We start from the raw sequence: 16,678 nt of genomic DNA on the forward strand, positions 1-16,678 counted from the left end.
GCGGGGGCCGGCGGGGGCACGCGCGTGCGGCGGGCGGCGTGGGGCCGGAAAGCACCGGCCCCGTGCGCGTCAGGCCGCGGGCTTCGGGGGCGTCTGCTGGACGACCTCGAACGACCACAGGGTGGAGTTGGCCGCGGCCGGGCGCGCCGGCTTCTCGCCCTCCGCGCCCCCGTGCGCCCCGCCCTGAGCGCCCGTGCCCGCGCCCGCACCGCGCTGATGGGCCGCCTTCATCGGGCCCTCCATCCACGCCTGGAAGGACTCCTCGTCACGCCAGCGGGTGTAGACCAGGTACTGGTCCGTGCCCTCCACCGGGCGCAGCAGCTCGAACCACTCGAAACCGTCGGAGCTCTCCACCGTGCCCGCGCGGGAAGCGAAGCGCTTCTCCAGCACCTCGCGCTGGTCCGCCGGAACCTCTAGCACATTGATCTTGACGATGCTCATGGCGCTCATCCTAGGCGCGCCCAGCACGCGCGCCCCGCGCGGGCCCGGTCGGCCCGCGCGGGGTGGATCGTCGCGTTCTGTCATGTTCCGCCCGGTCGGCGGCGTCCGCCACTCGATGCCGCCGCGGACGCCGGATCACCGGCCGCGGCGCCGCCCGCCGACGGCTCACCGCCCGCCCGCGCCTCACCGCCCGCCGACGGCGACCGCCGCGCGCGGGCTCAGTCGGTCGGCGGGGCCGTCGTCACGCGCAGTTCCTTGACGCCGTTCAGCCACGCCGCCCGCAGCCGGCGCGGTTCGGGTCCCGCCGCGCGCAGGTCCGGCAGCACGTCCGCGATCGCGTTGAAGATCAGGTCGATCTCCAGGATCGCCAGCGATTTGCCCAGGCAGAAGTGCGGCCCGCCGCCACCGAATCCCAGGTGCGGGTTCGGGTCCCGGGTGATGTCGAAGCTCTCGGGGGCGTCGAAGACCTCGGGGTCGTGGTTGGCGGAGGAGTAGAAGATGCCGACCCGGTCACCCGCCTTGATCTTCTGGCCGCCGAGTTCGGTGTCCCGGGTCGCGGTCCGCTGGAAGGAGACCACCGGGGTCGCCCAGCGCACGATCTCCTCCGCCGCCGTCGCCGGCCGCGTCTCCTTGTACAGCTCCCACTGCTCGGGGTGGGTGAGGAAGGCGTGCATGCCGTGACTGATGGCGTTGCGCGTGGTCTCGTTTCCGGCCACCGCCAGCACCAGCACGAAGAACCCGAACTCGTCCGAGCTGAGGTTGCCCTGCCCCTCCGCCGCCACCAACTGCGTGACGATGTCCTTGGCCGGGCACTTCTTGCGGTCCGCCGCCATGTTCATCGCGTACGCGATCAGCTCCATGGCCGCGCCCGCGCCGACCTCCTCCGTGATCGCGAACTCCGGGTCGTCGTACCCGATCATCTTGTTCGACCACTCGAAGATGCGCCCCCGGTCCTCCTGCGGCACCCCGATCAGCTCGGCGATCGCCTGAAGCGGCAGTTCGCAGGCCACCCTCGTGACGAAGTCGAACGAGCCGTCGCCGCCCGCCGTCTCCGCCTCCGCGCGCGCCTCCGTCACGATCTTGCGGGCCCGGTCGCGCAGCGCGTCCTCCAGGGCCCGGATGGCGCGTGGCGTGAAACCGCGCTGCACGATCTGGCGGACCCGGCTGTGTTCCGGCGGGTCCATGTTCAACATGATCAGTCGCTGGGCATCGATGGCGTCACGGGCGATGTGCTCGTTGAAACGGATGATCGCGGTGTTGATGTTGGAGGAGAAGATCTCGGGGTGCGTGGAGACGTACTTGACGTCCGCGTGCCGGGTGACGACCCAGTACCCCTCGTCGTCGAATCCGGTGATGCCGCGCCGCTGCGGGCACCACCACACGGGCGCGGTCTGCCGCAGCCGCGCGAACTCGGGGTACGGGACCCGCTCCTGGAGCAGGTCGGGGTCGGTGGCGTCGAAACCGGCGAACGCGTCGGAGGCGTCGGTTCCGTCGGGCATCGCGGGACAGGTCATCGGGGCGACTCCAAGTCTGACGAATGTCTGACGGCCCATCAGAAGTTGCCAAGACGGTAGTAACGAGTTTCACAGGTGACAAGGGTCGTGGCGGAGCCTCTTCCTCGCGCCGGCGCACGCCCCGCGCCCCTTTCGCCCCGGCCCGGTACGCCCTGACCTCCCGGGGTGTGGGAAAAGCGTGCGCATCGCGTGCACGCCCCTTGCGCCCCTCGGGGTGGGCGCACTAAGACTGGCGATAGAACTAGAACGCGTACTAGTTACGCGGGAGTCGGGGCGGGTCGCCGGGACGGCCCGCCCGCCGCTGTGCAGGAGAGGACGAGCTTCATGGCCGCGGAACCCGTCATCGTCGAGGCCGTACGCACCCCGATCGGCAAGCGCGGCGGCGCGCTCGCCAACCTCCACCCCGCCTACCTGCTGGGCGAGACCTACCGAGAGGTCCTCGCCCGCACCGGCATCCGTGCCGACTGCGTCGAACAGATCGTCGGCGGCACCGTCACCCACGCCGGCGAACAGTCCATGAACCCGGCGCGCACCGCCTGGCTCGCCATGGGCCTGCCCTACGAGACCGCCGCCACCACGGTGGACTGCCAGTGCGGCAGCAGCCAGCAGGCCAACCACATGGTCGCCAACATGATCAGCTCCGGTGTCATCGACATCGGCATCGCCTGCGGGGTCGAGGCCATGAGCCGCGTGCCGCTCGGCTCCGGCTCCAAGCACGGGCCCGGCAAGCCGTTTCCCGACGAGTGGAACGTCGACCTCCCCAACCAGTTCGAGGCCGCCGAACGCATCGCCCGCAACCGCGGCCTGACCCGCGCCGACGTCGACGGCCTCGGCCTGCTCTCCCAACAGCGCGCGGCGACCGCGTGGGGCGAGGAGCGCTTCAAGCGCGAGACCTTCGCCGTGCAGGTCCCCACCACCGAGGAGGAGCAGGCCGCCGGGCAGGGCATGTGGCGGCTCGTGGACCGCGACGAGGGCCTGCGCGACACCTCCCCCGAGGCGCTGGCCCGCCTGAAGACCGTGATGCCCACCGCCGTCCACACCGCCGGCAACTCCTCCCAGATCTCCGACGGATCCGCCGCCGTCATGTGGGCCTCCCGCAAGATGGCCCGCGCCCTCAAGCTGAAACCGCGCGCCCGGATCGTCGCCCAGGCACTCGTCGGCGCCGACCCGCACTACCACCTCGACGGGCCCATCGACGCGACCCGCACCGTGCTCGGCAAGGCCGGCATGTCCCTCAAGGACATCGACCTCGTGGAGATCAACGAGGCATTCGCCTCGGTCGTGCTGAGCTGGGCGCGGGTCTTCGACCAGGACCTGGAGAAGGTCAACGTCAACGGCGGCGCCATCGCGCTCGGCCACCCCGTGGGCGCCACGGGCGCGCGGCTCATCACCACCGCCCTGCACGAACTGGAGCGCACGGACAAGGAGTTCGCGCTGATCACGATGTGCGCGGGCGGCGGCCTGGCCACCGGCACCATCATCCAGCGCCTGTGATCCGCCGGCACCCCTGAAACTCGGCCTCCCCGCCCGAGCGCACGGCGCGGGCGGGGGAGCCGGTGTCGCCCCGTGGGATGGGGGGACGGAAAACAAGACCCCGCCGTCGCATCTGGGGAGAGCGACGGCGGGGCCTTTCCACGCGTCACGCGGCGGCTGTGAGATCCGACAGCGTGGTTTCCGCGACGGGTCAGTCGAGGACGTCGGGGATGGGGTCGGTGTTGCTGCGCCGGAGGGCGGCCTTGGACCCGGCGACCGGGCCGAGTGCCCAGTCGGCCAGGGCCATGGAGTCCATGTAGCGCTCCTCGTCGTTGAGGAGGACGCCGATGACGGTCTTGCCGTTGCGGTTGACGGCGAAGACCAGGCACTTGCCGGAGGGCGTGGTGGTGCCGGTCTTGACCCCGATCGCGCCCGGGTAGCCGTACCCGGTCGGACGCGGCTGGACGAGGAGGTTGCTGTTGCTCCAGTTGGCGACGGTGGCCGTGCCCCCGCTGCTGTAGGTGGTGGCCTTCACCAGGTTCTGGAACATCGGGTCGGCCATGGCGTGCCGGGTGAGCTTGGCGAGGTCGCGGGGGCTGGTGAGGTTGTTGCCGGTGGGGGAGATGCCGTCGAAGGAGTCGTAGACGGTGTTGGTCAGACCGAGTTCCGTCGCCTTGGCGTTCATCTTCGCGACGAAGTCCGCCGTGCGGGCCGCTGTGGTCGTGCCGGTGCCGAAGGTGTCGGCGAGGGCGTACGCGGCGTCGCAGCCCGAGGGCAGCATCATCCCGTACAGCAGCTGGCGGACCGTCGGGGTCGCGCCGGCCTTGAGCTGGGCCGAGCTCGCCCCCTTGAGGTAGACGTAGTCCAGATAGGTCTGCTTGACGGTGACCTTCTGGTCCAGGTCCAGGCCCGGCGTGGTGGTGACGACCACGGCGGTCATGATCTTCGTGGTGCTGGCCATGGGGCGCTTGGTGTCGGCGTCCTTGGCCATGAGCGTGGCGCCGTCGGCGGCGTCGATGACGATCGCGCCGGCCGCGGTGACGGCGGGCGCGGCGGCGGCCTGGGCGGGGGCGGTGGCCGTGAGCAGGGCGCCGGTGGCGATGGCCATGGCGAGCGTGCCCTTGGCGCGCCGCATGAGTGTGGAGATCACTTCAGTCCTTGCTTGTGTGGAAGAACCCCGGACGGGAAGGCGCCGTGAAGGCTCCTCCCCGTCCGTGAGTGTGCACGGCCGGACGCCGATGTCGGCCGAGGCCGCCGGGGTCCGGCCGTGCGGTGTCGTGGGTGTTCGGGATCAGCCGAGGGCCTTCAGGCCCGACCACTCCGGGCCGAGGACGGCCTGGACGTTGGGGCCCGTGTCGGTCTTGCCCGGGTGGTAGACCCAGACCTGGCCGTTGGCCTTGGCCCAGATGTCGGGGATGCCGTCGCCGCTGATGTCCGGGGTGCTCAGGACGAGGGGGAAGGTCGCCTTCGTCCACTGCACGCCGTAGGTGATGTCCTTGCCGTCACGGGAGCCGCCCGCGGTGGCCAGGGACGTCAGATCGGTGCTGCCGGCGGCGGTGCCGGGCTTGCCGTACCGGAGGTACATGGTGCCGCTCTCGGGGCTGCGCCAGGCCAGGTCGGCCTTGCCGTCGAGGTCGATGTCACCGATGGCCACCAGTTCGCGCAGGGCGTCGGTCCAGTAGCCGTCGTTCAGGAGGGTGGCCTTGCCGAAGGCGCCGCCGGTGTAGCCCTCCAGCACCCACATGGCGGCGCCGGTGCGCAGGAACAGCTCCGGACGCTTGTCGCCGGTCAGGTCGCCGACCGCCATGATCTGCGTCCACTCGGACGGGTTCGGGACGTCGGAGGGGACCTTCACACGGACGCGCTTGTCGACGTTGAAGCTGCCGTAGCCGTCGCCCGGGTAGATCCAGAAGCCGCCGTCGGGGGTGCGGGCGAAGAGGTCGGTGGTGCCGTCGCCCGGGTACACGTCGCTGCGGTGGGTGATCAGCGCCGTCTTGCCGGTGGCCGGGTCGAACCAGTGGCCCTTCGGGTTCAGGGTGCCGTCCGTGGTGTACGAGGCTGCCAGCGAGCTGAACATCTCGCCCTTCTCGTCCGCCGGGAAGGTGACCAGGTCGCCCTTGGCGTCGATGGCGAGCATGTCGGCGCGGCCGTCGCCACCCAGGTCACCGGGGCCGTCGGCCTCCTGCCGGGGCGGGAGGTAGAAGGTGTAGCTGGTGCGCTGGCTCAGGTTGCCGACGGAGTCCACGGCGTTCACCAGCAGGGCGACCGGGCCGGAGTGGGTGGGCTTGAGGTCGGGGATGGTGACCTCGCCGTTGACGGCGGCCACCTCCTTGATGTTCAGGCCGGCGAAGGAGTAGCGGAACTTCGCCGCGCCCTCGGCCTTGAACTTCACCGGGCCGGTCTGGCCGAAGCGGACGGTGGCCCAGGTGGCGCCGTCGGGGGTGGCCTCCTTGAACACGTCGCTGCTGACCTCGGGCGCCGGCGGGCCGGACGCGTCGACGGTCACGCGGCAGTACACGCCGCCGCCGGGGAACACGGGTGAGGCGACGCCGACGGAGTCGACGGCCTCCACGTCCCAGTTGTAGACGCCCTTGTCCACGAGGTTCGTGGAGACGACGGTGGTGGAGGCGGTGCCGTCGGAGAGGGTCGTGACCTCCGTGCCGGTGGCCGGACGAGCGGTGCCGTCCTTCCAGAACCGGAAGCGGATCTTCGACAGGTTGCCGTCGGCGTCGGAGGACTTCGCCTTCAGGACCAGGTTGGCCTTGGCGACGACGTTCGTGGCCGGGCTCTTGACGCAGGCGCCGCCGGGGTTGGTCGTCGCGTCACCGGGGGTGGCCGGGGCGCGGTTGTAGACGACCTCCAGCTCGGCGGTGTCGGCCTTGAACTTGCGCCAGGTGTAGGTGTCGCCCTCGGAGATCGCCTTCATGCCGAGGGTGATGTCGCCCCAGCCGTTGTTGGCGGCCTTCTGGGCGGCGTCCAGCACGTTGAAGCCGACGTACGCGTCCGGGCAGCCGGTCTTGTAGCCGTTGGCGAAGGACTTGCGCTCCTGGAGGGTGGACCAGGTCGGCTGCTTGTTCCAGGTGGTGCCGGAGGAGATGGGGTTGGTGATGTTGAAGTCGTAGTCGCGCTTGGTGCAGGACCAGGAGTGGTTGTTCAGCACCCGGAACGTGGCGGAGGTGAGCTTGGCGCCCTTGATCTTCGTGTCGAAGCCCATCCGCCAGAACGCGCGGGCGGTGCCGCCGGTGTCGTTCTCGTGGCCGACGCGGGCCTCGGCGGTGCCGTCGTTGTAGTTGGTGCCGTTGAAGTACGAGCTGTTCGGGTACCGCTTGTAGGCGGTGGTCCACGCGGACTCGCCGCTCTTCATGGTCGGGTCGATGAAGACCGGGAACTTCGTGTCGGCGTCGGTCAGCAGACCGGTCGCGGCCACGTCCAGCCGCAGGGTCGCATCCGAGGTGTTGTGACCCAGGACGTCGATCGGCAGCGGCGCCTGCTTGGCGCCCGGCTCCATGCCGGCCAGGCCGGTCAGGCGCAGCACCTCGGCGGTGCTGCCGGCGGCGGTGCGGACCGGCGCGTCGGGGTTCTCGGGGTCCTGGCCCGCGGAGTCCCAGGCGAAGGGCGTCGGGACCGAGCCGATCTCCTCCTCGGACTTGGCGTCGAGGACGGCGATCCGCTGGGAGTCCCCGTCGTGGCGGAAGACGGCGGTGTCGGACTTCAGGCCGTAGGAGAGGGTCTTCAGCTCCTCCTGGGCCGCCGCCTCCTTCGTCTTCACGATGAGGACCTGGCCGAAACCGCCCTCCTTGCGGGCGACGAGCAGCAGGTCCACGCCGGGCAGCACGTCCCGGTACAGGGCGCGGGGGCCCTGGAGCACGGGCGCGGGCAGCTCGCCGGGCCAGGTGAAGGCAACCTTGTGCGCACCGAGCTCCAGCTCCGCGAGCACGGTCGGCGCCTCGGCGGCGGGCGTGGCGGGCGTGGTCTTGGGGGTGTCCTCGACGGTACGCAGAGTGACGGGACGCGAACCGGGCAGCGGAACGGAGCCCGCGGTCTGCGGAGAGGCCGAACTGCCCTTGCTCGCGGCGACCTTGGTGGAGCCACCGGAGAACCGGACGGGAAGCGCCGCATTGGCCGGACGGACGGTCAGACCGTTCGCGTCCTTTGCCTTGGCGTCGTTCGCGAGCGTGGTGTCGATCGGCGCCCAATCGCCCTCGACGGTCTTCGCACGCTGCGGCAGGGCCGAGATCTTCGTGCGGAGCCGGCCGTCGGGCTGAGCCCACGTCAGCGTCGTGGCATCCGTCTCGGTCTCAACCGGAACGTCCTTGCCGGTGCGACGGGCCTCCGTCGCAGCGGCCTTCGCGTCTCGCGGGCCGGTCGCGGCCTGCCGGGCCTCGCCCGCTCCCGTATCGGCGGCAGTTGGGGGTGAATCAGGCTGCCACCAGGGCATAAGGGCTGCTACCAAGGCGGCCACGAGCAGCCCGAGGGTGGCGGTCAGCCGCGTACGCGTGCGTACGAAGGGGCCGACCAGGCGGGTCAGGTTCACTGCGGTCTACTCCCGTGCGGGACAAGCGGAATGGGGACAGCACAAGCAGCCCCGAACGGCAGACCGCGGGGCAGAGGCGCGCACACGATCACACGGGACGGGCCGGTGGTCCACACATGAGAATTTTATAAATCCGTTACGCGTCCTTTGATCTTTCTGTGGGTGACGCAAGTCCTTGGCAAACGCAAGCTCTCGGCTGACCCGTTCGTCCCGGAGTGAGACATTTGCCGGTCATAAAACGGTCGATGGGCTGTCATATCCGTTACCGGGTGGGTGTATTGCTTTGTCGATATACGTGGCGTGAGGCAGATCACGGAACCACACGCTCCGTAATCGCCCGCCCCGCTTGCCCTCCGTGTGACACGTGTTCGACAGTTCCCCGGCGCGCGCCCGAAGGGTTCACGCGCGCCGCGCGGGTCCCACCGAAGGTGCCCGCGTTCTCACATCCGTTGGAAGTCCTGGTGGGGGTAGCCGCAGCATGCGTGCCGCAAGTCCACTGTCATGGCTGGGCCGGGGAGGCCCACCCGTGACGGAATCCATACGACGGCGCCGGCGGCTCGCCCGCACCGGCGTCGTCCTCGCGTTGTCCACGGTGTTGACCGTGACCACGCTCTCGACCCAGTCCGTCGCCATCCCCGGCGACAGCCTCAAGCGTGAACTGAAGCTCCCCGACCTGCCCGAGCAGGAGCCGGTCGAGCAGAACGAGAACGCCGAGAAGGAACTGACCACGGCCGACAAGGTCCCGGTCACGCCCTACACGCCGAAGAACGTGACGCCCTGGCAGCAGGACGTCGGCGTCGTCGACCTCACCGAGGTGGCGCCGGGTCAGTCCGTGAAGGTCGCCGACCTGCCCGTGTCGCTCGGCGTTCCCGAGGGCGCCGACCCGGCCGCGCTCGACGGCCAGTGGCAGGTCTCGGTCGCGGCCCCGGAGACCTCGCAGGAGGTCGGCGTCGCCGGCCTCATCATGCGCGTCACCCCGCCGGAGACCGCCGACCCGGCCGCCTCCGTGGCGATGTCCGTGGACACCAAGCCCTTCGCGGACCTCTACGGCCCGCAGGCCGCCGACCGCTTCGGCCTCACCCTGCTGCCCGAGTGCGTGCTCACCGCCCCCGACAGCGGGGACTGCGCGCCGGCCGAGCCCGAGGGCGCCACGCCCATGACGGGTGGAAAGGCGCCGAAGTTCGAGCGTCTGGCCAGCGAGGTCAAGACCGTGCAGACGGCCGCCTCGAAGAAGGCCCGCAACGCCGCCGCGAAGGACTCGGCCACCGGCCGCGTCGTGACCGGTTCGGTCTCCGTGGCCTCCCTGTTCGGCGAGGCGGGCCCGCGCAAGCGGATCACGCCGCTGCCGCAGAAGAAGAACGACGACGCCGCCCCGAAGCCGGCCCCGTCCGCTCCGGCCGCCCCGTCCACCGCCCCGGAAGCCCCGGTCGAGAAGACGGACCCGCAGGTTCCGGCGCCCGGCGAGACCGGTGACGGCGATGCGCGGGAGAAGGCCGAGAAGGCCGCCGGCGGCGAAGGGGACGACGAGCCCCGGAATACCGTCGACACCGGTGACGGTGTCGCCGAGGGCCGCACCGCCGCGCTGAACGCCGGCCCGCAGGCCGGCTCCGGCCAGGTCGTCGGCGCCATGGACACCGGCGCCTCCTCCTCCGGCGACTACACGGCCACGCCGCTGCAGTCCGCGGGTTCGTGGGCGGCCGGTTCCTCCAACGGCGCGTTCACGTACTCCTACCAGGTGCAGACCCCCGAGGCCCCCGGCGGTCTGACGCCGAAGATCGGCCTCGGGTACTCCTCGCAGGCCGCCGACGGCCGCACCTCCGCCTCCAACAACCAGTCCTCCTGGATCGGTGAGGGCTGGGACTACAACGCGGGCTCCATCACCCGCACCTTCACCTCCTGCCGGCAGGACTCGCAGAAGGCGGGCTCCAACAACAAGGAGCACAAGACCGCCGACCTGTGCTGGGGCTCGAACAACGCGACCCTGACCCTGGGCGGTTCCACCAGCGAGCTGGTGTGGGACGACAGCAAGAACACCTGGACCACCGCCAACGGCGACAACTCCAAGGTCGAGCTGCTCAAGAACACCAACCTGAAGAACGGCGACGCCGACGGCGAGTACTGGGTCGTCACCACCAAGGACGGCACCCGCTACTACTTCGGCCTCAACAAGCTCCCGGGCTGGTCGGACAAGGGCACGCCGGACACCAAGGACGACGACCCGGTCACCAACTCGGTCCTCAACGTCCCCGTCTACGGCAACCACCCCGGCGAAGCCTGTTACAAGGCGGGCGACTGGAAGAACTCCGGTTGCGTCCAGGGCTGGCGGTTCAACCTCGACTACGTCGAGGACGTCAACGGCAATGCCATGACCTTCTGGTGGCAGAAGGAGACGAACTACTACGCCCGCAACTTCGACTTCAAGGCCCCGGTCGTCTACGACCGCGGCGGCTACCTGACCCGTATCGACTACGGCCAGCGGAAGGAGTCGATCTTCTCCGCCGAGGCCATCGGCCGGGTCCAGTTCAAGACCGCCGAGCGCTGCTTCGAAGAGGCCGGGGTCACCTGCACCGACGAGAACTTCGCGGCGAAGGACCCGGGCAAGTTCCGCATCTGGTACGACACCCCCGCCGACCTGCGCTGCGCGCCGGACCCGAAGGTGAAGTGCTGGAACTCCGGCCCCGCGTTCTTCTCGCGCAAGCGCCTCGACTCCATCGTCACCTCCGCGCAGCGCCTGGAGAGCACCCAGGCCCGACAGGTCGTCGACGAGTACCAGCTCAAGCAGTCGTTCCCGGTCCTGAAGACCGGCCCGAACACCGCCCTGTGGCTGGAGTCGATCACCCGCACCGGCTACGGCCGCAAGGGCACCACGGACGCCAAGGTCACCGTGCCGGCCGTCCGCTTCGAATCCAACGTCGACGACATGCCGAACCGCGTCATGCTCGGCGCCAACGACCCGACCCCCGGGTTCTCGCGCCTGCGCATCGGCCGCGTCATCAACGAGCACGGCGGCGAGACCGTCGTCAGCTACCGCAAGCCCGAGGGCGATTGCGCCACCGGCGTCGGCCTGCCGACGGCCAAGGACAAGGACGCGCTCAAGGCGAACGCGCGCCTGTGCTACCCGACCTTCTGGCACCCGGACCCGGAGAAGGAAGACCAGATCTCCTGGTTCCACAAGTACGTGGTCGAGAAGATCGAGGAACTCCCCAACGTCGACGGCGCCTTCGCCAACGCCACCGGGTACGAGTACAAGAACCCCGGCTGGAAGCTCGCCGAGTCCGAGTTCACCAAGCCGGCCCAGCGCACGTACTCGCAGTTCGCGGGCTTCGAGCAGACCACCGTCAACACCGGTGTGAAGGGCTCGGAGGACGCGGGCCTGGAAGACCCGAAGTTCGGCGGCAAGCGGACGAAGTCCGTCACCCGCTACTACCGCGGCCTGGGCGACGACGTCCCGGTCAAGGACATCACCGGCACGGAGATCGGCAAGGACCACCAGGCCTTCGCCGGCCGCATCGCCGAGGAACTCTCCTACACCGACCCGGATGCCACCCCCGAGCAGTGGGTCTCCCGCAGCTACACCACCCTCCAGGCCGTGGAACTGGCCAAGCGGGTACGCGGCGACGGGCTCAGCGACCTGAGGGCCTGGCGCGTCCTGGAGCCGATCGAGCGCGCGTTCACCAAGTCCTCGGGCACCGGTGACGACAAGCGCACCGAACGCTCGGTGGAGACGAAGACCACGTACGAACCGACGTACGGCCTCCCGATCCAGGTGGAATCCCTGGGCGACACGGGCAAGGACGGCGACGAGGCGTGCGTCCGCTCCGAGTACCTGCACCAGACCGAACGCAACATCATCGGCCTGAGCAAGCAGGTCCTCACCAGCCCCACCACGTGTGCGGCGGCGGACTTCGCGAACCTGAAGAGCCTCGTCTCGGGTGAGCGCACGGCGTACGACAACAAGGCGTGGGGCGTGTCCCCCGCGTCCGACACCCGCGCGAAGCCCACGGAGACCTGGCGTTTGAAGGCCGATGGCACGGGCTTCGACGCCACCGGCAAGGTGGAGTTCGACTCCATTGGGCGAGTGGTGAAGACCATCGATCCCGAGGGGCGGGTTTCCTCGTTCGGCTTCGAGCCGGCCACCGGCCAGGTGTTCAAGAGCACCGAGAAGAACGTCCTCGGTCACGAACAGACTCAGGAGATCGAGCCGGGTCGGGGCGTCGCCGTGAAGACCACCGACACCAACGGCCGCGTCAGCCTCTCCACCTTCGACCCCCTGGGACGCATGGTCGAGGCATGGGCCCCGGGCCGCTCCGCCGCCACCCACACGGTGCCGGACTTCCGGGCCGAGTACACCCTGCGCGAGGGCAAGCCGCCGTACGTCACCACGTACACCCGCGGCCACCTCGACAAGATCGAGACCGACGTCACGCTGTACGACGGGCTGGGGCGCGAGCGGCAGACCCAGGAAGAATCGCCCGGTGGCCGACGTCAGATCACCGACACCCTGTACAACAGCTCCGGTGAGATCTGGCAGACCAACAACGCCTACCTCGCCGACGGCAAGCCCAGCGGCGAACTGTTCACGCCGCTCGCCGACACCACGATGCCGAACGTCACTCGGTACACGTACGACAACCTCGGACGGGTCCAGCAGGAACTTCCCGTTCTGAACGGTGTCGACAAGCCTGAGCGGGCCACCCGCTATGAGTACGGCCTCGACTACTCGACCGTCATCAACCCGGCCGGCGCGCCGTCCTACCGGGTGTACTCCGATGCCCTTGGGCGAACCGCCCGTGTGGACACGTACACCGACGCCTCACGTCAGTCGTACACGTCCCTGAAGTACGAGTACGACAGCCGCGGCGACCTGGTGAAGGCGTGGCACTCGGCGGACGACACCCACCCGTGGACGTGGACGTTCGACGCGGCGGGCCGCCAGACCTCGGCTACCGACCCGGACACCGGTACCACCCGTACCACGTATGACCGATATGACCGCCCTGTCACGGTCACCAATGCCCGCGGGGTCACGGCCTGGACGGACTACGACGCCCTGTCGCGTCCGACGCAGAACCGACTCGACGGGCCCACCGGCACCCTGCTGGCGGACTTCACCTACGACACCGTGCCGGGCGCCAAGGGCCTCCCCGCCACCGCAACCCGCTACACCGACGGTCTGGCGTACACGCAGAAGATCAACGGGTACACCGATGACTACCAGCCGACGTCGACCACGCTGACGCTGCCGCAGTCCCTCGCGGACACCTGGGGCCTGCAGTCGACCTACACGCACGACTACAAGTACACGGACACCGGTCTCCTCGACGAGGCCACCATTCCGGCCGTCGGCAAGATGGCCTCCGAGCGGATGATCGTCCGTTACAACGAGGACGGTCGGCCGGAATCGATCTCCGGCAAGGACTGGTACGGGGCCGAAACGGTCTACGACCCGCACGGCCAGGTCCTGCGTTCCACCCTCGGCGCCCAGCCGTACCGGGTGTGGGCACAGAACTCGTACGACGAGGCCAGTGGTGCGCTCACGGACCAGCAGGTCTTCCGCGAGCAGACCGGCGAGCAGGCCACCGTCCAGGGGAACCTGGTCTCCCACCGCTCGTACTGGTACGACGCCGCGGGGAACGTCACGTCGATCCGCGAGCGGTCGACCGGTATCGAGGAGCGTCAGTGCTTCGCGTACGACCCGCTGGGTCAGCTGCGGTCCGCGTGGACGTCGGGTGACCAGGCGTCATGCCAGGCCGGCCCGAAGGGTCCGGACGGCAAGGTCACGGTCGCGGAGGGCAAGGACAAGACCGGCTACTGGCAGGAGTACGAGTACGACCTGCTCGGCAACCGCACCAAGCTCACCGAGCGCAATCTCGCCGGCGACACGGCGAAGGACACCGTCACCGAGTACGGGTACGGCAAGGGTGCCGAGAAAGCCCAGCCGCACACGTTGACCAAGGTCACCAAGAAGTACACGACCCCGGCCGGAGCGCAGATCACGGCCGAGGCCGAGCGTCTTTACGACCTGACCGGCGAAACCAAGTCCGTCACCTCCACCGCGAGCGGTGACAAGCAGCAGCTCACCTGGACCTACGACGGACAGATCGAGCGGGTCACGGGCACGGGTGCCAACGGCAAGACCTCGTACGTGGGGCCCGCGCAGAAGTGCATCGACGTCAAGTCCGGTGTGGCGGCCGCGAACCAGCCGATCCAGCTCTACACGTGCAACGGCACTGCCGCGCAGCGCTGGACGTTCACGCCCACACCGAACCAGACGGACCCGAACCTCGGCACCATGTCGGCGCTCGACGAGTGGTGCCTGCAGCCGACCGGCAACACCGCCGGTTCCGCGTTCCAGATCCGTACCTGTGACGGCTCCGCCGCGCAGCAGCTCACCCGCAACGCCGCCGGCCAGCTCACGCACAAGGCTTCCGGCCTGTGCATGGCCACCAGTGGTGCGGCGACCACGGACGGCACCCTCTTGGTGCTGGCGACCTGCGCGGGCACCTCGGCCGCGCAGCTGTGGGAGCCGCAGAACGACACCCGCCACATCTACGGCCCGGCAGGTCGCCTTCTGACCATCACGGGCAAGCAGGCGACCCTGTACCTCGGCGAGACCAAGGTCACCACGCAGAAGGCCGGTGTTCTGGTCAGCACCCAGCGCTCGTACGCGGTTCCCGGCGGCTCCGTCGTCCGGTACTCGTACGGCAACGGTGGTGAGGCGCTGGCGGCACTCACGAGCGACCATCAGGGCAGTCCCGTCGCCGAGGTCGCCATGGCGGCCAACATGGACGTGCGAGTCACGAAGCAGGATCCGTTCGGCAACACCCGCGGTGTCCCGAACGGTACGAAGGCCGCGGTGATCGACAAGGGCTTCCTGGGCGCGCCGAAGGACGCTTCCTCCGGATACCAGATCCTCGGCGCCCGCATGTACGACCCCGTCGTCGGACGCTTCCTGTCGTCCGACCCGGTCCTGGAGATCGCCGACCCGCTGGCCCTCAACGGCTACACCTACGCGCACAACAACCCGGTGACCCTGTCGGACCCCTCGGGTCTGTCGGTGTCGCTGACCCCGTCGGAGCTGTCGGCCGCCCTCGCGGGCGTTGGCCTGAGCGCGGCGCAGGTCGCGCAGGCCCAGGCGACGATGAACACGAGCCTCACCGACATCATCCTTGGCGCGGCGTGGGGCATCCTCAAGGAATTCACCGGTATCGGCGCGGCCATGGGCTGCTTCGGCGGTGACATGTGGTCCTGCATTGACGTGATCACGGACCTGGTGCCCTGGAAGAAGCTCTACAAGCTGGGCAAGGTCCTCAACGCGGTCCGCAACACCTTCAAGGCCATCGACGCCTGGAAGGCCGCGAAGAAGGTCGCCGAGAAGGTCATCGCCACCGCCAAGGCCGCCGAGAAGCGTGCCTTGGAGATGAAGAAGAAGGCGATCGAGGAGGCCAAGAAAAAGGCCGCCCAGCTGAAGAAGAAGGCGGACGAGGCAAGAAAGAGAGCGAGTCAGGCCGCCGCGAACAAGACCAAGAAGACGGGCAACACCAACCACAAGCAGGCTCAGGCCAAGGCCAACCCGAAGGTTTCGACGGCCAAGAGCGTCTCCGGCGGAGGTGGCAAGAGCAAGACGAACAGTGGCGGCACCGGCGGCAGGTCCGGCGCCACCGCGCGCAACGGCGGCGGGTCCAGTGGCTCCGGCGGCTCGGGCAAGGCGTCGGGCGGCTCGTGTCCGGTGAACAGCTTCGCGCCGGGCACCAAGGTGCTGATGGCGGATGGCACCACCAAGGCGATCGAGGATGTCAAGGCGGGTGACCAGGTCGTCGCCACGGACGAGCGGACCGGTCGCAACCACGTCAAGACCGTCACTGCCGAGATCACGGGGCAGGGGCGCAAGAACCTCGTCACCGTGACCTTTGAATCGTCGGAGGAGCAGGGCGGGACCGGCGAGATCGTCGCGACAGAGGGTCACCCGTTCTGGGTTCCCGAACTCGGACAGTGGCTGGACGCCAAGGACCTGCTCCCGGGTCAACTGCTCCGTACGAGTGCGGGGACGTTCGTCCAGATCAAGGCGGTCGAGCGCTGGACCGCCGCCGACGCCGTCGTCCACAACCTCACGGTCTCGGACAAGCACACGTACTACGTGGTGTCGGCCGGTGTGCCGGTCCTCGTACACAACGCGGATCTTCCCGATCTCTGTGGCGAAGTCACCCCGAAGACGCACTTCGCCGATGTGGAGGTTCTCGACGAGCACGGTACGGTCATCGACTCGTATTCGTTGCGAAGTGGTGCTCGCACTCCTGCCGAAGCGGCTCTGAAGGAGGGTCAGGTTCGGATTGCCACGCACACTGAGCACCGCGCGGCCCGCGCCGCCGGTGGTGCGCCCATGGTGAAGGACACCGTGATCACGGGTGACGAATTCTTCATGGCCAGCCCTGTTCCCTTCGGCGGTACCGTGCGAATCACCGGAACAAAGGCGCCGTGTGGGAATTGCCAACGGGCAATGAACCTGGCGGCCGAGGACACGGCATCGACCTTCATCTACATCTGGAAGGACGAGAAGACAGGTCAGCCGAGAAACTGGATCAGCGTGTTGTGATCTGCTGCGGCAGTTTGATCGAACGTCTCTGATTTCGTGAGCCGAGCGCCGTCGGCGCGGGGGCACCTCCCGCGCCGACGGCGCTCGCCGTATCCGCCGGCTCCTTCGCGGTGGATGGGGACG

Annotated in this window: 6 protein-coding genes; 2 read left to right on the forward strand and 4 right to left on the reverse strand. The window is 69.2% G+C overall.

The window, feature by feature from the left end; genetic code table 11:
- Positions 1-69: 69 nt before the first annotated feature.
- Positions 70-441, reverse strand: a complete 372-nt coding sequence (locus ACN20G_RS18820; RefSeq protein ID WP_424213958.1) for an antibiotic biosynthesis monooxygenase family protein — start codon at positions 439-441, stop codon at positions 70-72.
- Positions 442-659: 218 nt separating this feature from the next.
- Entirely contained in the window at positions 660-1,955 is a 1,296-nt protein-coding gene (locus ACN20G_RS18825; protein WP_424213959.1) for a cytochrome P450, read from the reverse strand.
- Between the two features lie 324 nt (positions 1,956-2,279).
- Here ACN20G_RS18825 and ACN20G_RS18830 point away from each other — a divergent pair, with 324 nt between their 5' ends.
- Positions 2,280-3,449 carry a steroid 3-ketoacyl-CoA thiolase gene (locus ACN20G_RS18830; RefSeq protein WP_424213960.1) on the forward strand — a complete coding sequence of 390 codons (1,170 nt, stop codon included), beginning with the start codon at positions 2,280-2,282 and terminating at the stop codon, positions 3,447-3,449.
- Between the two features lie 190 nt (positions 3,450-3,639).
- Here the strand turns inward: ACN20G_RS18830 and ACN20G_RS18835 are convergent, their stop codons facing one another.
- Together ACN20G_RS18835 and ACN20G_RS18840 are read right to left on the reverse strand one after the other, a co-directional pair.
- Positions 3,640-4,563 carry a D-alanyl-D-alanine carboxypeptidase family protein gene (locus tag ACN20G_RS18835; protein WP_424215574.1) on the reverse strand — a complete coding sequence of 308 codons (924 nt, stop codon included), beginning with the start codon at positions 4,561-4,563 and terminating at the stop codon, positions 3,640-3,642.
- 156 nt (positions 4,564-4,719) lie between these two features.
- Positions 4,720-7,962 carry a DNRLRE domain-containing protein gene (locus ACN20G_RS18840; protein ID WP_424213961.1) on the reverse strand — a complete coding sequence of 1,081 codons (3,243 nt, stop codon included), beginning with the start codon at positions 7,960-7,962 and terminating at the stop codon, positions 4,720-4,722.
- 478 nt (positions 7,963-8,440) lie between these two features.
- Here ACN20G_RS18840 and ACN20G_RS18845 point away from each other — a divergent pair, with 478 nt between their 5' ends.
- A complete protein-coding gene (locus ACN20G_RS18845) occupies positions 8,441-16,555 on the forward strand; it encodes a ricin-type beta-trefoil lectin domain protein (RefSeq protein ID WP_424213962.1) in 8,115 nt (2,704 codons plus the stop codon).
- The last annotated feature ends 123 nt before the right edge of the window (positions 16,556-16,678 follow it).

This window comes from Streptomyces dryopteridis (genome assembly GCF_049606955.1).
GTDB lineage: Bacteria > Actinomycetota > Actinomycetes > Streptomycetales > Streptomycetaceae > Streptomyces.